This is a genomic window from Sphaerisporangium corydalis (assembly GCF_025506355.1).
Taxonomy (GTDB): domain Bacteria; phylum Actinomycetota; class Actinomycetes; order Streptosporangiales; family Streptosporangiaceae; genus Sphaerisporangium; species Sphaerisporangium corydalis.
In genome coordinates this window covers 75,240-95,173 of the sequence record NZ_JANZYP010000010.1, presented here as the reverse complement: position 1 = coordinate 95,173, position 19,934 = coordinate 75,240, and the positions used below count along the sequence as shown (strand labels likewise).

At 71.2% G+C, this 19,934-nt stretch carries 20 protein-coding genes; 7 read left to right on the top strand and 13 right to left on the bottom strand.

Annotated elements, in window-relative coordinates; translation table 11 throughout:
- Positions 1-50: 50 nt before the first annotated feature.
- Positions 51-737 carry a class I SAM-dependent methyltransferase gene (locus NYZ98_RS10215; protein WP_262842340.1) on the top strand — a complete coding sequence of 229 codons (687 nt, stop codon included), beginning with the start codon at positions 51-53 and terminating at the stop codon, positions 735-737.
- A gap of 16 nt (positions 738-753) precedes the next feature.
- Here NYZ98_RS10215 and NYZ98_RS10210 read toward each other — a convergent pair whose 3' ends face one another.
- The 10 genes from NYZ98_RS10210 to NYZ98_RS10165 all read right to left on the bottom strand — a co-directional run bounded on the left by NYZ98_RS10210 (position 754) and on the right by NYZ98_RS10165 (position 11,041).
- On the bottom strand, positions 754-1,638 hold the full coding sequence (locus tag NYZ98_RS10210; RefSeq protein WP_262842339.1) for a helix-turn-helix domain-containing protein: 885 nt from the start codon (positions 1,636-1,638) through the stop codon (positions 754-756).
- Between the two features lie 245 nt (positions 1,639-1,883).
- The gene (locus NYZ98_RS10205) at positions 1,884-3,392 is read right to left on the bottom strand and encodes an ABC transporter permease (protein WP_316249553.1); all 1,509 of its coding nucleotides are present in this window, start codon (positions 3,390-3,392) and stop codon (positions 1,884-1,886) included.
- Positions 3,386-4,069 (bottom strand): ABC transporter ATP-binding protein, encoded by a 684-nt coding sequence (locus tag NYZ98_RS10200; RefSeq protein WP_262842395.1) that lies wholly within the window; start codon positions 4,067-4,069, stop codon positions 3,386-3,388. Before NYZ98_RS10200 ends, NYZ98_RS10205 begins: the two co-directional genes overlap by 7 nt.
- Positions 4,070-4,191: 122 nt before the next feature.
- A complete protein-coding gene (locus NYZ98_RS10195; protein ID WP_262842338.1) occupies positions 4,192-5,274 on the bottom strand; it encodes a peptidoglycan-binding protein in 1,083 nt (360 codons plus the stop codon).
- 23 nt (positions 5,275-5,297) lie between these two features.
- Positions 5,298-5,843, bottom strand: coding sequence for a hypothetical protein (locus NYZ98_RS10190; protein ID WP_262842337.1), 546 nt, complete (start codon positions 5,841-5,843; stop codon positions 5,298-5,300).
- Between the two features lie 170 nt (positions 5,844-6,013).
- On the bottom strand, positions 6,014-7,510 hold the full coding sequence (locus NYZ98_RS10185; RefSeq protein ID WP_262842336.1) for a sensor histidine kinase: 1,497 nt from the start codon (positions 7,508-7,510) through the stop codon (positions 6,014-6,016).
- The gene (locus tag NYZ98_RS10180; protein WP_262842335.1) at positions 7,507-8,199 is read right to left on the bottom strand and encodes a response regulator transcription factor; all 693 of its coding nucleotides are present in this window, start codon (positions 8,197-8,199) and stop codon (positions 7,507-7,509) included. Before NYZ98_RS10180 ends, NYZ98_RS10185 begins: the two co-directional genes overlap by 4 nt.
- 48 nt (positions 8,200-8,247) lie before the next feature.
- Positions 8,248-8,751: a hypothetical protein gene (locus NYZ98_RS10175; RefSeq protein WP_262842334.1), complete on the bottom strand. Its 504-nt coding sequence runs from the start codon at positions 8,749-8,751 to the stop codon at positions 8,248-8,250.
- A 58-nt stretch (positions 8,752-8,809) separates the two neighbouring features.
- Positions 8,810-9,331, bottom strand: a complete 522-nt coding sequence (locus NYZ98_RS10170) for an RNA polymerase sigma factor (protein WP_262842333.1) — start codon at positions 9,329-9,331, stop codon at positions 8,810-8,812.
- A gap of 120 nt (positions 9,332-9,451) precedes the next feature.
- A complete protein-coding gene (locus tag NYZ98_RS10165; protein WP_316249552.1) occupies positions 9,452-11,041 on the bottom strand; it encodes a flavin monoamine oxidase family protein in 1,590 nt (529 codons plus the stop codon).
- Positions 11,042-11,289: 248 nt separating this feature from the next.
- On the opposite strand from NYZ98_RS10165, the gene NYZ98_RS10160 reads away from it, so the two are divergent.
- The 4 genes from NYZ98_RS10160 to NYZ98_RS10145 all read left to right on the top strand — a co-directional run bounded on the left by NYZ98_RS10160 (position 11,290) and on the right by NYZ98_RS10145 (position 14,516).
- On the top strand, positions 11,290-12,192 hold the full coding sequence (locus NYZ98_RS10160; protein WP_262842332.1) for an SMP-30/gluconolactonase/LRE family protein: 903 nt from the start codon (positions 11,290-11,292) through the stop codon (positions 12,190-12,192).
- Between the two features lie 225 nt (positions 12,193-12,417).
- Positions 12,418-13,014 carry a DUF6230 family protein gene (locus NYZ98_RS10155; RefSeq protein ID WP_262842331.1) on the top strand — a complete coding sequence of 199 codons (597 nt, stop codon included), beginning with the start codon at positions 12,418-12,420 and terminating at the stop codon, positions 13,012-13,014.
- A gap of 49 nt (positions 13,015-13,063) precedes the next feature.
- Entirely contained in the window at positions 13,064-13,486 is a 423-nt protein-coding gene (locus NYZ98_RS10150; RefSeq protein ID WP_262842330.1) for a DUF6114 domain-containing protein, read from the top strand.
- A 34-nt stretch (positions 13,487-13,520) separates the two neighbouring features.
- Positions 13,521-14,516 carry a DNA polymerase ligase N-terminal domain-containing protein gene (locus NYZ98_RS10145; protein ID WP_262842329.1) on the top strand — a complete coding sequence of 332 codons (996 nt, stop codon included), beginning with the start codon at positions 13,521-13,523 and terminating at the stop codon, positions 14,514-14,516.
- A gap of 98 nt (positions 14,517-14,614) precedes the next feature.
- Here the strand turns inward: NYZ98_RS10145 and NYZ98_RS10140 are convergent, their stop codons facing one another.
- Positions 14,615-15,082, bottom strand: a complete 468-nt coding sequence (locus NYZ98_RS10140; RefSeq protein WP_262842328.1) for a phospholipase — start codon at positions 15,080-15,082, stop codon at positions 14,615-14,617.
- Positions 15,083-15,275: 193 nt separating this feature from the next.
- Between NYZ98_RS10140 and NYZ98_RS10135 the strand changes: the two genes are divergently transcribed.
- Positions 15,276-17,159: an AfsR/SARP family transcriptional regulator gene (locus NYZ98_RS10135; RefSeq protein WP_262842327.1), complete on the top strand. Its 1,884-nt coding sequence runs from the start codon at positions 15,276-15,278 to the stop codon at positions 17,157-17,159.
- A 176-nt stretch (positions 17,160-17,335) separates the two neighbouring features.
- Positions 17,336-18,349, top strand: a complete 1,014-nt coding sequence (gene glnII / locus NYZ98_RS10130; RefSeq protein WP_262842326.1) for a glutamine synthetase — start codon at positions 17,336-17,338, stop codon at positions 18,347-18,349.
- 112 nt (positions 18,350-18,461) lie between these two features.
- Here glnII and NYZ98_RS10125 read toward each other — a convergent pair whose 3' ends face one another.
- Positions 18,462-19,133 carry an ATP-dependent Clp protease proteolytic subunit gene (locus NYZ98_RS10125; protein WP_262842325.1) on the bottom strand — a complete coding sequence of 224 codons (672 nt, stop codon included), beginning with the start codon at positions 19,131-19,133 and terminating at the stop codon, positions 18,462-18,464.
- A gap of 44 nt (positions 19,134-19,177) precedes the next feature.
- Complete coding sequence (locus NYZ98_RS10120) at positions 19,178-19,831, bottom strand: ATP-dependent Clp protease proteolytic subunit (protein ID WP_262842324.1); 654 nt, start codon at positions 19,829-19,831, stop codon at positions 19,178-19,180.
- Positions 19,832-19,934 lie beyond the last annotated feature (103 nt).

Here is a 19,934-nt window from a genome sequence, read left to right as displayed (position 1 = left end):
TCGCTCGACAGGAGCGGACCGGGGACCGGACGTCGTGCAGGATGGGGATCATGACTTCGCGGAAGACGTACCACGGGACCGGGCCAGGGACGATCGCGCCAGACGGGTCGGCGGTCGATCTCTACGCCACGCTCACGGCGAGGGGCGAGCCGGAGCGCGTGCACGCGGCGGTGCCGGAGGGGGCGTCCATCCTGGAGCTCGGGGCGGGCGCCGGGCGGGTCACCCACGGGCTGCTGGCCCTCGGCCACGAGGTGACCGCCGTCGACGAGTCGCCCGAGATGCTCGCGCACATCCGGGGGGCCACCACGGTCCGCTCCCCCATCCAGTCCCTGGCATTGGGCAGGCGGTTCGACGTTGTCCTGCTCATGTCGTACGTGATCGAAACCCCCGACGACGAGCTGCGCCGCGCGTTCCTGCGCACCTGCCGCGAGCACGCCGCCGACGACGGGTGCGTGATCCTCCAGCGGCAGCCCCCCGAGTGGTACGACACGGCCGAGCCCTTCGAACGGGTCACCGACGACGGCCGCGCCATCGGCATGACGGAGGTCAGCAGGCCCGGGCCCGGCCTCCTCTCCGCGACCATGGTGTACGGCTCCGGCGACCGGCGCTGGACCCACTCCTTCCTCACCAGGCGCCTGGACGACGACCACCTCGAATCGGAACTCCGCGCGGAGGGGCTGACGATGGCCGGTTTCCTGGACGGCGACCGCGGCTGGGTCAAAGCCGTCCCCCGCTGACCCGCCGGGGGCGTCCTCACATCTCCTTGAGGATGTCGTGCAGGACGTCCGCCGCGAAGTCGGGGCCGATGGCCGCCACGCTGAGGGAGTCCATCACGTCGAGGTAGCCCATGACGTCGTCCGGCTTGTCCAGCAGCAGCGCTCCGGTGAGGTGCTGGACGTACACCACGTCCGGCAGTTCCTTCGCGTGGAAGCGCAGCATGCTGAAGGGCAGCCCCGGCGTGACGTACGTGCCGAACGGCACGATCTGCAGGGCCACGTTCGGCAGCTGGGACATCTCGATCAGGTGCCTGATCTGGGCGCGCGTCAGGTCCCGGTCGCCGGGTGACCGCCAGAGGGCGGCCGCGTCCATGACCAGCCACAGGGTGGCCGGACCCGGCCGGGTCAGCACCTTCTGCCGCGTCATCTGCATCTCCACCCGACGCTCGACGCGACCGGGTGGCGCCTCCGGGTCGAGGAGCCCGAACCGCCGGTGGGCGTACTCCTCGGTCTGCAGGAGGTCGTGGACTCCGTGCACCTCGTACGCCCGGATGACCGAGCTCGCGTCCTCCAGCCCGAGGTAGGAGCCCAGCCCCGGGGGCAGCACGTCGTTGAACCGGTGCCACCAGCCGGGCCGGTTGGCCCGCGCCGCGATGTCCAGCAGCGCTTCACGATCGCGATCATCGGTGACGCCGTACAGGGTGAGCAGGTCGGCGACGTCACGTGGCTTGAAGGAGCTTCTCCCGAGTTCGAGGCGGCCTATCTTGGAGTCGCTCGCCCGGATCACGTACCCGGCGGTCTCCCGCGAGATGCCACGCTCTTCCCGCATCCGGCGGAGCTGCTGTCCGAGGACCATCCGCAGCACGGCGGAGCTGTACCGAGTGCCGGCGGCGTTGTCGGCGTCCGCCTCGTGCGGGGCCATCATCATCTCCTCTGACCAGGCGTTTCTTCCACGGAGTGCTGTCGCGTACCGGTCGGTCCACCGGGCGCCGCCCCGGCGGGCGTCGCCGGAGCGGCCGCCGACCGAAGCACGTTCGGTACACACCTTAGCCCGGAGAGTGCATGCACGTGCAGATGGCCATGCATATGAGGAGTCATCTACTCGTGCAGATGCTCTTGCACAGCGAAGATCACTCCAGGAGGATGGGGGTCACGTGGCCGTACAGGTCACAAAAATGAGCGGCCCGCTGTGGTCGAGACAGGGGCCGCTCTGAGTCCATTCCCCAATGTGAACCGAAGAAAGGAACCAACGATGAGAATAGCGTGGCGAAACCCGGCGGAGAATACGCCCCCACCGCGACGACCCACGCGGATCCCCCAGCGCTGGGTGGTCATCCTCGGGGTGGCCGGTGCGATCGGCGCGGCGCTGGGCGTCACGGGCGACACGGATGTGGCCCTGACCATGGCCCTGAGTGTCGTCGCGCTCCTCCACTCCGTGATGGAGTGACCGCCTGACGGCGCGGCGAGGGCCTCGGTGGGGGGCATGCGGGCGGCGCGGACGGCCGGGTAGAAGCCGGCCAGGCCGCCGATGACCAAGGTGGCGGCCAGGCCGCCCGCCATCGCCCAGGCGGGGATGATCGCCGGCCAGCCCTGGGAGGCGGCGTAGGCGAAGGTGACGCCGATGCCGAGCAGCACGCCGCCGACGCCCCCGAGGGCCGACAGGAGTTCCGACTCGGCCAGGAACTGCAGGCGGATCTGCCCCCGGGTGGCCCCCAGGGAACGGCGGAGACCGATCTCGGCGCGGCGCTCCAGCACCGAGATGACCATCGTGTTGGCGACGCCCACCCCGCCGACCAGCAGCGCGACACCGCCCAGGCCGAGCAGCAGCGCGTTCAGCGTCGCGTCGGTGGCCTGCTTGGCGGCCAGCACGTCGGAGGGCCGCGAGACGTCGACCTCGTCGGGGTGCTCGGGGTTCGCGGTGGCGCCGAGGACCTCCCGGACCTCGACGACGTGCTCCTCCTTTGCCCTGGCGTAGACGGTCGTCGGGTAGCCGTCGAAGCCGAGCCGTTCCTCGGCCACCGGCCAGCCGACCAGGGCCGCGGTGTCGAGTTCGGGGGCCAGCGGCACCGGGGCGAGCACGCCGACGACCGTGAACCACCGGCCGCCGAGCCACACCCGCTGCTCGGTACCCGCCGTGACGACGCCGAGCCGGTCGGCCGCGCGGGACCCGAGGACCACCGCCGGGTAGCGGTGGGTGGCCTCGTTGAGCCAGGTGCCGCTGACGAGCGTCGCGCCGACGTCCTTAGGCAGGTCCAGGCGGGCGGCCAGGACCGCGATGCTGCCGGACTGGCCCTCCGGGATCTGGTCGTTGCGGTACACCTTGGCGGTGGTGTGCCCGGTGGCGGTGACCGACGTCACCGGCCCGATCTGCCCGATCATGCTCTCCGACTCCGAGGGGAGGTGCGACCCCTCGCCGAACAGGTCGTTGCCCGGTGAGACGGTGAGCAGGTTGGTGCCGAGCGCGGAGAGCTGCCGGTTGAGGTCCTCCTGGCTGGAGGCGGAGATGCCGACCACGCCGATCATCGCGGCGATACCGATCGCGATGCCGAGCGCGGACAGGAACACCCGCAGCGGCCGGGTCCGCAGCCCCGCCCCGCCGACCCTGAGCACGTCACGCGGGCTGAGCCGGGCCCGCGTCAGCCGGGCGCCGCTCCGCTCCGCGGTGACGGTCAGCACGCCGCCACCCGCCTGGGGTGGGAGTCGTGCGTCACGCGGCCGTCGAGCATCTCGATCTGGCGGGGCAGGGTCGCGGCGATGTCGCGGTCGTGGGTGATGACCACGACGGTGGTGCCGCTCTCGTGCAGGTCGCGCAGAAGGCTCATCACGGTGGCGCCGGAGGTGGAGTCGAGGTTGCCGGTGGGTTCGTCGGCCAGGAGCAGGTCGGGGTCGCCGACCACGGCCCTGGCGATCGCGACCCGCTGCCGCTCGCCGCCGGACAGCTCGTGCGGCCGGTGGTCCAGGCGGTGCGCGAGCCCCACCCGGCGCAGCACCTTCATCGCCCGCCCGCGCCGCCGTTTCAGCGGCACCCCCGCGTACAGCAGCCCGTCGGCGACGTTGTCGAGCACGGGCACGCCGCCGGCCAGGTGGAACTGCTGGAAGACGAAGCCGATCGTGCCCGCGCGCAGCGCCGACAGCTCGCGGTCGGTGAGGGTCGCGACGTCGTGGCCCGCGATGCGCACGGTGCCGCCGGACGGCCGGTCCAGGGTGCCGATCATGTTCAGCATCGTGGACTTGCCGGAGCCCGAGGGGCCGACGATGCCGACCATCTCGCCGTACCCGATCGACATGGTGGCCCCGCGCAGGGCCGCCACGTCGCCGGCGTAGAGCTTGCTGACCTGGCTGAGCTCGACGATGACCTCGTCGGGCCCGAAGCGCTCGGAGCGTTCGGAGTACTCGGCCACCGCGTCGGCGCGGACGGAGCGTTCGGCGACCGCCTCGGCGCGGGTGGCGGCCGGTGGGGTGGTGTCGTCGAGGGTCACTTGGGGACCACCACGGTGGCGCCGTCGTCGACGCCGGTCACCTCGACCTTGCCGTCGGCGAACATCCCCGTCGTGACCGCCGCGTACCGGGTGACCGGGCCCTCCACGACCTGCACGCCGTACCCGCCCTCGGCCAGCGCGAGCAGCGCGCTGACCGGCACCGTGAGCACGTTCTTCCGCCGTGCCGCGACCATCGTGACGCTCACCGGCGCGGTGTCGTAGGACCTGAGCTTCTTGGTGGCCCGGATGGAGACCAGCATCTCGATGGTGGTCGTGGTCTCGTCCTGCGTGGTGCTCTCGGTGGCCACCTTGCCGATGTCCTTGACGGTGCCCGGCACGGTGGAGCCGTCCGGCAGTTCCACGGTGGCCTTCATGCCCTTCTTGACCAGGTGCCGGTCGGCGACGTCGAGCGCGACGGTGACCTGACGGGTCGTCCCGGTGTAGGTCAGCACCGGGCCGCTGCCCGGACCGCCGAGCGTGGCCTTGACGTCCGCGACCCGGAACGCGCCGTCGTGGACGACGACCGCGGACGGCTCGACCTGCCCGGTGACCGGGACGCCGATGTCCTCCTGCCATTCCTTCACCGCTTCGCGGGTGGTCCAGGTGAACTCGTCGTCCACGGTGAAGCCGTCGTAGCCGAGCTTGGCCAGGTTGCGCTCCAGCATCGCGACGTCCTTGCCCTCCACCCCGTCCTTCAGGGTGCGGTAAAGGGGGGTGCTCCCGTACAGCAGGGGCACCCGGTCGGCGTCGACGCTGTAGACGGCCCGGCCCCGGGTGATCACGGCGCCGGGGGACGGCAGCCACGTGACGGTGCCCTGCGGGGAGGACGCCGAGACGGTGGCGGTGTCGCCGTAGCCGAGGGTGCCGTCGACGCTCTGGCTCTCGGTCAGCGTGGTGCGGGTGACCTTGGCGGTCGCGGGGGGTGTCCGCTCGGCGACGGCCGTGCCGGTACCGCCCCCGACGCCGACCGCCGCGGCCACCGCGCCGGCCAGCAGCGCCGTGCAGCCCGCGACGACCGCGACCGTCCTGGCGCGGCGGTTACGCCGCGGGTACGCCTCTGGTTCGTCCGTCGTGCTCACGCGGGCCTCCGTCCGTGTGCCGCTCACCCTCGGGGGCTTTCGCCGGCCTTGAGGGGTCCGCCCAGCTTGTCCCTGCAGGCCTCGTCGGCCTTCTTGAACACCGGGTCATCGGGCTTGATCTTGCTGTTCGGGCCGCCGATCCTGACGCCGCCGCCGTCGGTGAAGTCCGGGTCGGGCAGGTCGACGCCGTTGTCCCGCATGCACTTGACGAACGCGCGGAGCCTCTCCTGCTCCTCGGGCGGCACCGGCCCGCGCTTCTCGCCCATGGGGCCCAGGGCGCGGCAGGCCTCCATGGCCTTGTCCATCTTGTCCTTGCCGATCCCCTTGGGGATGGTGATCCTCATCCTGCCGCCGTCGGCCTCGGGGTCGGGCATCTCGACTCCGTGTTCCCGCATGCACGCGGCGAACTTCCGGGATTTCTCCTCGGGGTCGGACGAGCCGGTCGGGGTGGCGGTGGCCTGGGCAGGGGTCTTGGTGCCCTGCACCGAGGCGACCCCGGAGGTGGGCGGGGACTGTCCGCATCCGGCGGCGAGGGCGAGTAACGCCGCCGCCACGAGTGTTCTTCTCATGCACCGAATGCTGCTGACCGGAGATCGGAACGACCCCCGAACCACCTGGGAGCCACCTCGGAATCCCGGCCCGGCCGCCGATCCGGGCTCCGGAGCGGTCGCGGGCCATCGAACGGACGGCCATGGAGCGGCCGCGCCGCCGGTACGGCCGCCGGTACGGACCGCCGGGATCAGGCGACGGGGACTTCGGCGTCCTGGAGGGGCAGCAGGACGCGGAAGGTCGCGCCCTCCCCCCGGGCGGTGGCCAGCTCGACCCGGCCGCCGTGCGCCTTGACGATCCCGGCCACGATGGCGAGCCCGAGCCCCGCACCGCCGTCGGCGCGCGAGCGGCTCTGGCTGATCCGGTAGAGACGCTCGAAGACGCGGGCGGCGTGGTCGCCGGGGATTCCGGGGCCGGTGTCGCTCACCTCCAGCACGCCCATGCGTCCCGGTCCTCCGGCACCGAGCGCGGCGGCGGGCGACGCGGCGGCCGTGCCGGTGCCGACCCGGATGGTGATCTTCGCGTCCTCGGGGGTGTGGGCGAGCGCGTTGGCGACGAGGTTGGTCGCCACCTGCCGCAGCCGGGCGTCGTCGCCGAGCACCATGACCGGGCTGAGCGCGGAGCCGAGCGCGGTGAGCCGCACCTGCCGTTCGGGCAGGCGCGCCCGCGCGTCCCTGACGGTCTGGACCGCGATCTCCAGCAGGTCCACCGGCTCCTCGGCCAGGCGGCGTTCCTCGTCGAGGTGGGCCAGGACCAGCAGGTCGTTGACCAGCAGGCCCATGCGGGTGGCCTCGTCCTCGATCCTGCGCATGGTCTCGTCCATGGCCGGGCCCGGCGGGGTGCCGCCCCTGCGGTAGAGCTCGGCGAAGCCCTGGACCGAGGTCAGCGGGGTACGCAGTTCGTGGGAGGCGTCGGCGAGGAACCGGCGCATCCGCGCCTCGGAGCCGACCCGCGCGGCGATCTCCGCCTCGACCCGGTCGAGCATCACGTTCATCGCGGCCCCGAGGCGGCCCGGCTCGGTGTGGGTGTCGGTCTCGGGCACGCGGCGGCTGAAGTCCCCTGCGGCGATCTGCCCGGCGGTCTCCTCCATCCTGGTCAGGGGGCGCATGCCGAGCCGTACCAGGGCGGTCGCGGCCAGGCCGAGCAGGAGCAGCACCACCGCCATGACGGCGGCGTCGATGGCCATCAGCCAGCGTTGCGTCGCCTCGACCTCGGCCAGCGACGCCGTCATCACCACGGTCCCGCCGTCCGGGAGGTCGACCGCGAACACCCGCCAGGACGGCCCGGCGGTGCCGGCCACCGTGTACGGCTCGTCCTTCTTGAGCTGGTCGAGGGGGCCGATGTCCGGGCGGTTGGCGGCCTGCCCCGGGAACTCGCCGGCCAGTTTCCCGCCGGGGCCGAAGATGTAGAAACCCTGGTCGCCGATCATCCGCTTGACGATGCGGTTCGGGGACACCTGCAGCGGGGCGGCCACGCGCGTCTCGGGCAGGGGAAGCGGCTTCGCCAGCATGATCCCGGAGGTGGCGGTCATGACGGTGGAGGTGAGCTGGTCGTCCAGCCGGTCGACCAGGTAGTCCCGCAACAGTGTCAGCCCCACCACGTTGGCCAGGACCAGCGCGACGGCGGTGAGCGCCACCGCCGCCGCCACCAGCCGGGCGCGCAGTGTCCACCTGCCTGGCGGCTTCACGTCTCACCCCTCCTCGGTGTCCTGAGGGTGTAGCCGACGCCGCGCACGGTGTGGATGAGCGGCGGGTCCCAGCGGTCGATCTTCTTGCGCAGGTAGTAGACGTAGGACTCCACGATGCTCGCGTCCCCGCCGAAGTCGTAGCGCCAGACGCTGTCGAGGATCTGCGGCTTGCTCACCACCCGCCCGGCGTTGGTGAGCAGGTAGGCGAGGAGGTTGAACTCCGTCGGCGACAGCTCCACCAGGACGCCGCCGCGCCGCACCTCGTGCGCGTCGGGATCGAGTTCGACGTCGGCGTACCTGAGCAGGTGCTCCCTGGACGGCCCGGCGGCGCGGCTCCGGCGCAGGATGGCCCTGATCCGCAGGACCACCTCCTCCAGGCTGAACGGCTTGGTGACGTAGTCGTCGGCGCCGAGGCGCAGCCCCTGGACCCGGTCCTCGACCGTGTCCCTGGCGGTCAGGAACAGCACGGGCACCTCGCCGAGCCGGCGCGCCACCTCGAATCCGTCCAGGTCGGGCAGCATGACGTCGAGCACCACGATGTCGGGTTCGAACGCGGCCGCGGCCGTCAGCGCGTCGGATCCGCACTCCGCCGTCCGCACCTCGAAGGAGACCAGGCGCAGTGTCTGCGACAGCAGCGCGAGGATGTTGGGCTCGTCGTCGACGACGAGCACCCTGTCAGGCCGGTCCATGACCCTACGTTTACCCGAGCCACCTCAATGCCAGCTCAAAGCTTCCACTCACGTCCCGCCGGTCCCCCGGCCCGCGTCCCGCTCGCCGGAGAGCTCGTGCTTGCGGCGAAGGAGCGCGCGGCGCCGCGCATGGGCCCGGACGGTGAGCACGATCGAGAGGGCGACGAGGGCGGACCCGGCGGCGAGGGCCGGTGCCAGGCCGGAGCCGCGCCGTGCGGCGACCGTCACCATGAGCGCGGTGGTCGCGGCCGAGGCGGTCAGGGCCAGCCAGCCGGCGACGACGCGGTCTGCGGCGAACAGCGGCGCCCGGCGGGTCACCGCCCAGCCCCCGTAGCAGGCCCATGCCAGGCAGAACAGCGTGAGCATGGCGAAGGCGAGGCGGGTCCGCCCGGGTAGCGGACCGGGCTCGGTGGCCCAGAGCGATCCGATGAGGACCGCGCCGGCCAGGCCGGCGACCAGGGCGACGACGCCACGGACGCGCCGCCACGGTGAGAGCGCGCCCGACAGCCGCCCGATCATCTCCTCCGCCGACAGGCGCGGCTCATCGTTCACGGCCCGGACCCCTTTCCACCGGCGGTCACGGCCGGAAACCTCTGTACGAGCTCGTCGTTCACGGTTGGAAGCCTCTCTGTACGAGCTGGTCGCGCAGCATGCGCCGGGCGCGGTGCAGCCGGGATTTGACGGTTCCGACCGGGATCGCGCAGATCTCGGCGCAGTCCTCCACCGGGAGGTCCTGGAGGTAGAACAGGACGAGGATCTCGCGTTCGGCGGGCGGCAGCCCGGACAGCCCGGCGAGCATCTCGGCGCGGTCGACCAGGGCGTCGGCGGCGTCGGCCGGGCCTTCCTCGGGCTCCGGCGCGGTCGCGGCCAAGCGGTACTCCTCGCGCAGCCGGTTCGCCACCGCGCGCCGCGCGATCATGAAAAGCCAGGGCGCGAACCGGGCGGGTTCCTTCAGCCGTGGCAGCCCGCGGAGCACCGCGAGCCACACCTCCTGGGCCACGTCGTCGGCCCGTTCGGCGTCCAGCATGCGCCGCACGTACGTCCAGACCGGCGCGTGCCAGGTTCGCACCAGCTCGGCGAGCGCCTCACGCTCGCCGAGCCGGCACCTCAGCACCAGCAGCTCGTCGGTCATCCCGCCCTCCCGTTCACCCGTCACCGAGCACAGTCGGAAAAGCGGTCCGGCCGGTTCACGGTCCCCCGGGGCAGTCTCCTCCGGCCGCAGCCGGTGCCGGGCCGGAGGACTGCGGCGGGATCAGTGGGTGAGGACGCGGGTGTGCAGGTCGGTGACGGTCTTGCGGGCGGACTCCAGGGCGCCGGCCTGCCAGGCGATGAGGTAGGACAGCCAGTCGCCGGCGAAGTGGACGTGGCCGGCGGGCTTGTTCAGCAGCTGGTAGCCGCCGGTTCGGGACGGCCAGCCGACCCAGGCGCCCTCGATGTGCGGCTGGAGCCGCCAGGAGACCGACACCGAGGTGGCCAGCTCGTCGCGGTACTTGGCGCCGTGGATCTTCACGCCCTGCGCGACCGCGCGCTTCTCCCGCTCGGGGTGGCTGAGGGCGGCGTACGCGTCCTGGTTGGCGCCGTTGTTGTAGTAGCCGATGACCAGGCCGCGCCGCTGGCCGTACCCGTAGGAGGGGTACCACATGACGGACAGGTCGAGGTCGGTGTTGGTGATGCCTCCGTAGATGTTCTCGTCGGTCTCCCACCACCGCCGCCGGTACTCCAGGCCGATCTTGCCCGAGGAGGTGACGGTCGGCGTCGCGAGTGCGGCCTGGACGTCGGGGCCGAGGTTGTGCGGGGTCTTCGCCAGGATGTGCGGGGGCATCGCGGCGACACAGAAGTCCGCCTTGATCTTCCTGGTCCTGCCGTCCTTGTCCTGGTACTCGACCTCGACCCCGTCGGGCAGGTCGGTGATCTTCGTGACGACGGACCTGAGGCGGATCCTGTCCTTGCCGACCGCGCGGGCGAACGCCTTGGGGATGGCGTCCATGCCACCGGCCGGCTGGAACATGAGCATCGCCTGCTCGTAGCCGAACTCGAAGGAGAACCGCTGGCCGACGCCGCTGGCGAGCACCTCCGACAGGGAGGGCACCGGCCCGAGGATGGTGCCGGGCTGCTCGCCCGCGCCGGGGTTGACGCTGTAGCCGCGGTGCTCGGTGCCGGTGTAGGCGAAGCCCGCGGCCTTGGTGCCGATGGAGCCGAAGCCGCGCAGGAAGGTGATGAGCCGGTCCTTGTCCTGGGCGGTCAGCTTGGCGTCGAGCGCGCCGCTGTCGGTCGCCGTGGAGAGCAGCTCGGAGATGTAGCCGTAGACGTCCGCCTTGGCGGTCCGCCACGCGACGGGCGCGGTCATCCCGGCCGACTCGTTGAAGATGTACGCCTGCGCGTTGGAGTTGGTGAACACCTCCAGCGGGACGCCCAGCTCGCGGCAGTAGTCCATGGTGACCATCCACTGCGCGAGCCTGGCCGGGCCGGCGTTCATGTAGATGCCGTCGGAGAACCGGGCGACCTGGGTGGAGCCGTTCAGTTCGGTGATCCGGTCGCCGCCCCGGATGGTCCAGTTGCGCCCGCCGACCCGGTCGAGGGCTTCGAGCACCGTGCAGTCGTACCCGGCCTTGCCCAGTTCGTAGGCCGTGGCCAGGCCCGCGACGCCGGCGCCGAGCACGACGACCTTCTTCGCGCCCCTGCCGGTGAGGGTGAAGTCGGACGGCCGGGGCGGGTCGAACGCCGTACGGGCCGCCGCCTCCGCGGTGGGCGCCAAGCCGAGCGCGCCCATCGTGGCCAGTAACGCCCCGGCGCCGCCCGTCGCGCCGACCGCTGTCAGAAACCCACGCCTGCTGTGGTCCACCAGCACCTCCAAGATCTCTGGAGGCAAGTGTGGGTGTGATCTATTGCGAATGATCGACAAGCACGTTCCAGCCACATTTCACCAAAAGTCATAGCTTGGTATGACATTTCACGCTTTGCTACCGCGTGTACTGGTCGCCTGCGGTCCGGACACCCTGCTCCTGTCCCCCACCGGCTGAGATCCCCGGCCGGGCGTACGCCGCCGACCCCTCAGGAGTCGTCGGGGCGGTGGTGCGGTTTGCTTGCCGTATGACAGAGAACATCCCTGCCGAGTTCGAGGTGCTGGACGAGCGTTTCGCCGGGGTCGGCGGCGACGAGCGGGTCGAGCGGCTCTACCAGGGCTGCCGCTGGGCCGAGGGACCCACGTACGTGCCGGCCGGCCGGTACCTGGTCTGGAGCGACATCCCGAACGACCGCATGCTGCGCTGGGACGAGATGACCGGCCACGTCGGCCCGTTCCGTGCCCCGGCCGGCTACACCAACGGCCACACCCTGGACGCCCAGGGCCGGCTGGTCTCCTGCGAGCAGGGCGGGCGCCGGGTGACCCGCACCGAGCACGACGGCTCGGTCACCGTGCTCGCCGACCGGTGGGAGGGCAAGCGGTTCAACAGCCCCAACGACGTCGTGGTGCGGTCGGACGGCTCCATCTGGTTCACCGACCCCTCCTACGGCATCACCAGCGACTACGAGGGCCACCGGGCCGAGAGCGAGATCGGCGCGGACCACGTGTACCGCGTGGACCCCTCAGGCGAGGTCCGCGTCGTGGCGGGCGACTTCGCCCGGCCGAACGGCCTGGCGTTCTCCCTGGACGAGACGCGGCTGTACGTCGTCGACACCAGGCGCGAGCACCTCCGGGTCTTCGACGTGCGCGACGACGGGACGCTGTCGGGCGGCGAAGTGCTCGCGGAGTGCACGGCGGGGTCCTTCGACGGGATCAGGCTGGACGACACCGGCCGGATCTGGGCCGCCACCCACGACGGGGTGCACTGCTTCGCCCCCGACGGCACGCTGGTCGGCAAGCTGCGGCTCCCGGAGAAGACGTCCAACCTGGTGTTCGGCGGCCTCAAGCGCAACTGGCTGTTCATGACCGCCACGACCTCCGTCTACGCGATCATGCTGAACGTGCGCGGAGCCGTCCCCGTCCACGCCTGAGCGACGCGCACCGGCCGTCCGGCCATCATCTTCGTGGTGACACGTCAAGAGATGCCATGGCCGGGGCTCTCGTGCGGGCTCCTGGTGTGGTTCAGCGCAAACTTACCGCGATATCCGGCGTGGCCGGTTGAGGGGAAGTACGAAGATCATCATGCTCGGCCGTAAGCCGTGGGGTTCGTCACGGTGTGATGACTCGGCAGGCGGCGGGGCTAGATGAGGAGTTCCATGCGTCAACAGGGGCGCGTGCGGTGGAAGCGCTTCGCGTTGATCTTTCTTCCGGCGACGGCGGTGGCGACGCTGCTGCTCTGCTGCGCCACGGTCTGGGGCGCCGTCAACGCCTCGTTCGTGATCGCGGGGCAGGACCTCAAGGTGACCGCCAGCGTGATCCGGGCATGGAACGTCACCGAATTCGGCGACCCGGTGGAGACCACGAACGGGACCGTCCCCGCCTACGTCACCACCGCCCGGCGCGCGGAGATCTTCGACCTCTGCCAGAGCTACCTCGTCAACACCCCGGTCGGCGTCGCGACGATCAAGCTCACCGGCGGCGACCTGGGCGAGCCGGTGCGCGCGCAGAACCAGGTCGTCTTCGCCAAGATGATCACCGGGTACACGATGTACACGAACTTCCAGGTGGGCAGGGACGCCAGTACCCTGCCCACCCTGTCCGGGGTCCACGGCACGCCGGGCGCCGCCGGCCAGTACGCCGCCGTCGTCGTCGTCAAGGACGTCCGGCAGATCCAGCTGGCCAACAGCGCCGAGTCCCTCATCGTGCCCAATTCCCTGGCGCGCGTCCTGCCCGGTGTACACGAATGCTTCTAGAGGCGGACCTGGGAAAGGCCGGGTCGCGTCCGTCCCGAAGGGAGAGATCGTGAAGTCGTGGCGGCGTTCGCGGCCGTTCTGGGGCGGCCTGCTCACCCTGCTGGCCGGGGTGGAGATGCTCAGCGTCCCCTTCGGGCTCGACGTGCTGCCGCTGCTCCTGCACTCCGCCCAGGCCGGGCTGACGTACCTGATCTCGATCACGCTGATCGTCCTGGGCCCGCTGATCTGGGCGTATCCGGCCCAGCGGGTCTTCCTCGGCGTGGTGGTCGTCCTGCTGTCCATCCTGTCGGTGCTCTACGTCAACCTGGGCGGCTTCGTGGCCGGGCTGGTCCTCGGCCTGCTCGGCGGCGCCCTGTCCGCCGCGTGGACGCCGTCGGGGACACCGGCCGGCGAGCCCGGGACGATCGGGTACGACGAACCCCGGAGCCTCAGGAACGACCCCGAACCCGAGAAGGTCCACCACGGTTCGTAGGTGCCGAGGGCCGGAGCGCGGGTACGAAACGGCAATGTCGGCCGACAAGCTGGACGCCTACCGCAGCAAGCGCGACGCCGCCCGCACCCCCGAGCCCGTCCCCGAACCAGGGTCCCTCCCCACGGGCCATGACGACACCTTCGTCATCCAGGAGCACCACGCCCGCAGGCTCCACTGGGACCTGCGGCTGGAACGCGACGGCGTGCTGGCCTCCTGGGCGATCCCCAAGGGCATCCCGATGGACCCCAAGACCAACCACCTCGCCGTGCACACCGAGGACCACCCCATCGAGTACGCCACGTTCGAGGGCGAGATCGCCAAGGGCGAGTACGGCGGCGGCCTGATGCTCATCTGGGACCGGGGCACCTACGAGACCGAGAAGTGGTCGGACCGCGAGGTCATGGTCGTGATGCGCGGCTCACGGTTCTCCGGCAAGTACGTGCTGTTCAGGACCGACGGCAAGAGCTGGATGATCCACCGGATGGACCCGCCGCCGGCGACCGGGTTACCGCCCGCGTCCGATCTGCGGCCGATGGTCCCGGTGGAGCGCAAGCGCCTGCCCCGCGACCCGGCGGCGTACGGCTTCGAGTTCGACCTCGGCGGCGAGCGGGTCCTCGCGGCGACCGGCGGCGGGCGGGTGCGGCTGTACGACGCGGACGGCACGGTCCTGCCGGCCGGGGACCATCCGGAGTTGGAGCCGCTCGGGAAGGCGGCCGGCGGGCTGGCGACCGTCCTGGACGGGCAGATCGTCGAGATGGACGGCGCGCCCGTCTACATGATCTTCGACGTGCTGCGGCTGAACAGCGGGGACCTGCTCGGGCGGAGCTACCAGGACCGGCGCCGCACCCTGGACCATCTGGCCCTGCGCGGCCCGCACTGGCAGACGACCCCGTGGTTCCCCGGCGACGGCGCGGCCGTGCTCAAGGTGGCCAGGGAGCAGGGGTTCCCCGCCGTCCTCGCCAAACGCCTCGACAGCCCCTACGATCCCGGCGCCCGCTCCCCGTACTGGCTGCGCGTCCCCACCGGCTGACCGGCCCGACGGCCGCCGGCCGGCACGCGGGAGGGAGTACCAGCTCGCCGAACACCGCCGGGCCCGTTGGCCCGGCGGTCCCGCGGGCCGGGGCGTGGTCAGGTGCCGCCGAGGTTGCGGACGGTGGCGTAGTAGGTGTCGGCGATGCCCCGGCAGATCACGCCCTTGTACGCCTGCGTGCCGCTGTACTTGCGGCACACGTCGTACATGTCGTCCTTGAAGTTGATGTCGATCTGGCCGCGGTTGTCCTCGTTGAACCGGGACTGGCGCTTGTAGTTGCGGTAGCCGAAGTCGTGACGCTGGCAGGAGGGCAGGAAGTCGAAGCCCTGCGGCTTGTCCGGCGCCCAGGAGCAGCCGTCGGAGGACCAGTCGATCTGGGTGGCGTACGGTTGCGCCGCCCGCTCCTGCAGGAAGGTGCCGATCGAGTCGGTGAAGATGTACTGGTCGGTCTTGGTCTGCAGCTCCACGGCGGACAGGTCCGCGTAGGCCGGGAGCGCGGTCGCCAGTGTGGCGGTCGCCGCGGCGAAGGCGACGGACAGGCTCGCGATGGCGTTTCGTGTTCGCACGGAATGCGCCCTTCTGAGGCATCGAAACGGGGCGTGAGCCGTGCTCGGGCGTCAGGGGCGTCAAGGGTGGACGGCTGAGGCGATGAGGGGCTCGTCCTGGATCATCCATGAGGTGCCTGGACGAAATCTGAATTAAATTTGGAAGCGCCATATCGCCATTTGTCGTAATAAATGTGGTTATCGGGGAGGGGTGGTGTTCCAGCTTCTGGGGCCGGTCGAATGGACCGTGCGGGGCCACGCGGCCGACCTCGGATCGGCCAAGCAGCGGACGGTCCTGGCGGCCCTGCTGGTCGACGCGGGCCGGCTGGTGCCCTGGCCCACGCTGATCGACCGCGTGTGGGACCAGGCGCCCGCGACCGACGCCCGCGGGGTGCTCTACACCTACGTCAACCGGATCCGCCGGATCCTGGAGCAGGCGCGGACCTCCGGCGACCTGACCCGGCGGACCGTCGCGCTCACCCGGCGTACCGGCGGCTACGCGCTGGAGATGGAGCCCGACCTGGTCGACCTGCACAGGTTCCGCGCGCTGGTCATGACCGCGTACGACCAGAGACTCCCGGACGACGAGAGGTCGGAGCTGCTGCGGGAGGCGCTGGCGCTCTGGGACGGGCCCGCGCTGGCCGACCTGCCGGGGACCTGGGCCGCGCGCATGCGCGAGACGTGGAGCAGGCAGCGGCTCGACGCCGCCGTGCAGTGGGGACGGGCGGAGCTGCGGCTCGGCCGCCCCGAGGAGGTCATCGGACCCGCGGGGGAGCTCGCCGCCGGTTACCCGTTCGCCGAGCCGCTGGCCGGGGTGCTGATCAGAGCCCTCGCCGCCGCCGGAAGGCACGCCGAGGCGCTGGACACCTACGCCGGCGTCCGCGCCCATCTGGTCGACAAGCTCGGCGCCGAACCCGGCCCGGAACTGCGCGAGATCCACCAGGCGATCCTGCGCGGCAGCCCGTCGGCGGGGACCAGACGGCCGAGGGAGGCACGCGCGGCGCGCCCGGTCCCCGCGCAACTGCCCGCCGAGGTGCCGGCCTTCGTCGGCAGGGAGTCCGAGCTGGCCGCCCTGACGGCGTTGAGCCGGCCCGCCCGCCCGCCGGTGATGGGGGTCGTCGTGGTGTCCGGCACCGCGGGGGTGGGCAAGAGCGCGCTCGTCGTGCGGTGGGCGCACCGGGCGCGGGCCGACTTCCCCGACGGGCAGCTCTACGTCAACCTGCGCGGGTACGACCCGCGCCGGCCGGTCCCGGCCGCCGACGCGCTCGCCGGGCTCCTCGCGGCCCTCGGCGTCCCGGCACCGGACGCCCCTGCCGACACCGACGAGCGGTCCGCGCGCTACCGCACCGAGATCAGCGGGCGCAGGATGCTGGTCGTCCTGGACAACGCCTCGTCGGTCGAGCACGTCCGGCCGCTGCTGCCGGGCACGCCGTCCTGCGTGGTCGTGGTGACCAGCAGGGACTCGCTGGCCGGCCTGGTCGCCCTGCACGGCGCCCGCAGGCTGGACCTGGACCTGCTGCCCGCGCCCGACGCGTCGGCGCTGCTGCGCGCCCTCGTCGGCGGCCGGGTGGAACAGGAGCCCGGGGCCGCGGCCGCGCTGGCCCGGCAGTGCGCCCGGCTGCCGCTGGCGCTGCGCATCGCGGCCGAGCTGGCGAGCGCGCGCCCGGCCAGCCCGCTGTCGGAACTGGTCGCCGAGCTGGCCGACCAGCGGCGGCGGCTGGACCTGCTGGACGCGGGCGGTGATCCGAGGGCGGCGGTTCGTGCGGTCTTCTCATGGTCCTACCGGCGGCTCCCCGCCGACGCCGCCCGCGCGTTCCGGCTGCTCGGCCTGCACCCCGGGCCCGACCTCGATCCCGGCGCCGCCGCCGCCCTCATCGGCGTGCCGCCGGACGACGCCCGCCGGCTGCTCGGCCTGCTCGCCCACGCGCACCTCATCGGGCCCGCGCGGGCCGCCGGGCACGGCATGCACGACCTGCTGCGCGCGTACGCCACCGATCTCGCCCACACCGAGGACAGCGAGGCGGACCGGCAGGCCGCGCGGCGGCGCCTGGCCGACCACTATCGTGACGATGCCGGTTGGCTCGCGTTCGGGGTGTGATCTCCGCATCAGGACACCCCTGCCTGGTATCTGAGCAGTAGTGACGTATGCCCGGAGCGGGTGATTCGTGAACGATTTCACATGGCGTTCATGAACGGGCAACAGCTCCGAAACGGCTCATTGACAACCTCGGCGTTGCGGACACGAGTGGGGTCTGCCTTGCTGAAGGGATCGTCGTGACCTACAAGGCCGAGTACATCTGGATTGACGGCACCGAACCCTCGGCGCGGCTCCGGTCGAAGACCAGGATCCTTGCCGACGGCGCGGGCCTGCCGATCTGGGGCTTTGACGGTTCGAGCACCAACCAGGCTCCGGGTAAGGCCTCCGACTGTGTGCTCAAGCCGGTGTTCAGCTGCCCGGACCCCATCCGGGGCGGTGACAACGTCCTGGTGCTCTGCGAGGTCCTGCTCACCGACATGACGCCGCACGTCACCAACACGCGCGCGCAGCTGACCTCCGTCGCCGAGCGCTACGCCGACCAGGACTCGTGGTTCGGCATCGAGCAGGAGTACACCTTCTTCAAGGACGGCCGCCCGCTCGGCTTCCCGGCTGGCGGCTTCCCCGCCCCGCAGGGCTTCTACTACTGCGGCGTCGGCGCCGACGAGGTGTTCGGCCGCGAGATCGTCGAGGCGCACCTCGACGCCTGTGTCGAGGCGGGCCTGGCGATCTCCGGCATCAACGCCGAGGTCATGCCCGGTCAGTGGGAGTTCCAGATCGGCCCGGCCGGGCCGCTCGCGGTGTCGGACCACATGTGGGTCGCCCGCTGGCTGCTGTACCGCATCGCCGAGGACTTCGGCGTCTCGGCCACGCTCGACCCCAAGCCGGTGAAGGGCGACTGGAACGGCGCCGGCGCGCACACCAACTTCTCCACCCAGGCGATGCGCTCGGGCTACGACCCGATCATCACCGCCTGCGAGGCGCTGGGCACCAAGGTCGACGAGCACATCGCCGGGTACGGCGCCGAGATCGAGAACCGGCTCACCGGCATGCACGAGACCGCCCCGTGGAGCGAGTTCAGCTACGGCGTGTCCGACCGCGGCGCGTCCGTGCGCATCCCGTGGCAGGTCGAGGTGGACAAGCAGGGCTACATCGAGGACCGCCGCCCGAACGCCAACTGCGACCCGTACGTGGTCACCCGGCTGATCGTCGGCACCTGCTGCGAGGCCCTGGAGAAGGCCGGCCAGGTCTGAGCCTGAGCTTCTTCGTTCGATGGCGCCGTTCGCCGGGACTCCTCCCGCGGGCGGCGCCACGGCCACGCCGGCCGCGGGACGACCCGCGCCGGCCGGCGTACGCCGTGGTCGGTCAGCCGGCCTTCTTCACCAGGGTCGGCTTGCGCTTGCGGCTCGCGAACACGTCGTCGATGACGCCGTACTCCTTGGCCTGCTCGGCGGTGAGGATCTTGTCGCGCTCGATGTCCTTGCGCACGGTCTCCAGCGAGCGGCCGGAGTGCTTGGAGATGAGGGACTCCAGGAGGGCGCGCATCCGGATGATCTCGCGGGCCTGCACCTCCATGTCGCTCGTCGGCCCGAAGCTGCCCTCGGTGGAGGGCTGGTGGAGCAGGACGCGCGACTGGGCCAGCGCCCCCCGCTTGCCGGGCGCGCCCGCCGCGAGCAGCACCGCCGCCGCGGACGCGGCCTGGCCGATGCACACCGTCTGGATCTCCGGCCGGACGAACTGCATCGTGTCGTAGATCGCCGCCATCGCGGTGAACGAACCGCCGGGCGAGTTGATGTAGATGCTGATGTCACGGTCGGGGTCGATCGACTCCAGGGTCAGCAGCTGGGCCATCACGTCGTTGGCCGAGGTGTCGTCGATCTGCACGCCGAGGAAGATGATGCGGTCCTCGAAGAGCTTGTTGTACGGGCTCATCTCCTTGACGCCGTACGACGTGCGTTCGGTGAAGGTCGGGATGATGTACCGGCTGTCGACGGGGGCCACCCCGGCGGTGGGGCCTGTCCGGCTCAGATCACTCATGATGCCTCCGCTAGTGGTTCAAGGTCGTGCGATGACCCGGCCGGTCAGGAGACCGGGCCGGCGGAGGGGACGAGGTTGGCGCTCCGCACCACGTGGTCGACGAAGCCGTAGTCCTTGGCCTCCTCGGCCGTGAACCAGCGGTCGTGGTCGGAGTCGCGCTCGATCTGCTCCACGGTCTGGCCGGTGTGGAAGGCGATGCGCTCCGCGAACATCTTCTTCGTGTATAGCATCTGCTCGGCCTGGATCTTGATGTCGGACGCCGTGCCGCCGATCCCGCCAAGAGGCTGGTGCATCAGGATGCGCGCGTGCGGCAAACTGTAGCGCTTGCCCGTGGTCCCGGCGCACAGCAGGAACTGCCCCATCGACGCGGCGAGCCCCATCGCCACCGTCGAGACATCGTTAGGGACGTATTGCATGATGTCGTAAATGGCCATACCCGCGGTCACGGAACCGCCGGGTGAGTTGATGTACAGGAAAATGTCGCGCTTCGCGTCCTCGGCCGAGAGGAGCAGCAGCTCGCCGCAGATCTTGTTGGAGATCTCGTCGTCGACCTCCTGCCCCAGGAAGATGATGCGCTCGCGCAGCAGACGCTGGCCGAGCGGATCGATGAACGAAGAGGGCTGCTGCCCCTCCGCGGCTTGCGAGACGGACTCGAAGGCCGCCGCGAACGGGTCACGGGAAGAACGCCTCGGGGTCACCGTTGTCACCTGCTCCCAGTTTTAGTCGTCTGGTAATCGCGGCTTTTACGCGCCGCAAAATCTCAGTTTAACGCTGCCAGATATCCGATCAGCGCGACAGACT

Bases quoted from the DNA above. Each gene is read 5' to 3' on its own strand.
- NYZ98_RS10210 (WP_262842339.1), bottom strand. From the start codon at position 1,638: ATGGCCCCGCACGAGGCGGACGCCGACAACGCCGCCGGCACTCGGTAC.
- NYZ98_RS10215 (WP_262842340.1), top strand. From the start codon at position 51: ATGACTTCGCGGAAGACGTACCACGGGACCGGGCCAGGGACGATCGCG.
- NYZ98_RS10160 (WP_262842332.1), top strand. From the start codon at position 11,290: ATGACAGAGAACATCCCTGCCGAGTTCGAGGTGCTGGACGAGCGTTTC.
- NYZ98_RS10180 (WP_262842335.1), bottom strand. From the start codon at position 8,199: ATGGACCGGCCTGACAGGGTGCTCGTCGTCGACGACGAGCCCAACATC.
- NYZ98_RS10155 (WP_262842331.1), top strand. From the start codon at position 12,418: ATGCGTCAACAGGGGCGCGTGCGGTGGAAGCGCTTCGCGTTGATCTTT.
- NYZ98_RS10170 (WP_262842333.1), bottom strand. From the start codon at position 9,331: ATGACCGACGAGCTGCTGGTGCTGAGGTGCCGGCTCGGCGAGCGTGAG.
- NYZ98_RS10190 (WP_262842337.1), bottom strand. From the start codon at position 5,843: ATGAGAAGAACACTCGTGGCGGCGGCGTTACTCGCCCTCGCCGCCGGA.
- NYZ98_RS10145 (WP_262842329.1), top strand. From the start codon at position 13,521: ATGTCGGCCGACAAGCTGGACGCCTACCGCAGCAAGCGCGACGCCGCC.
- NYZ98_RS10125 (WP_262842325.1), bottom strand. From the start codon at position 19,133: ATGAGTGATCTGAGCCGGACAGGCCCCACCGCCGGGGTGGCCCCCGTC.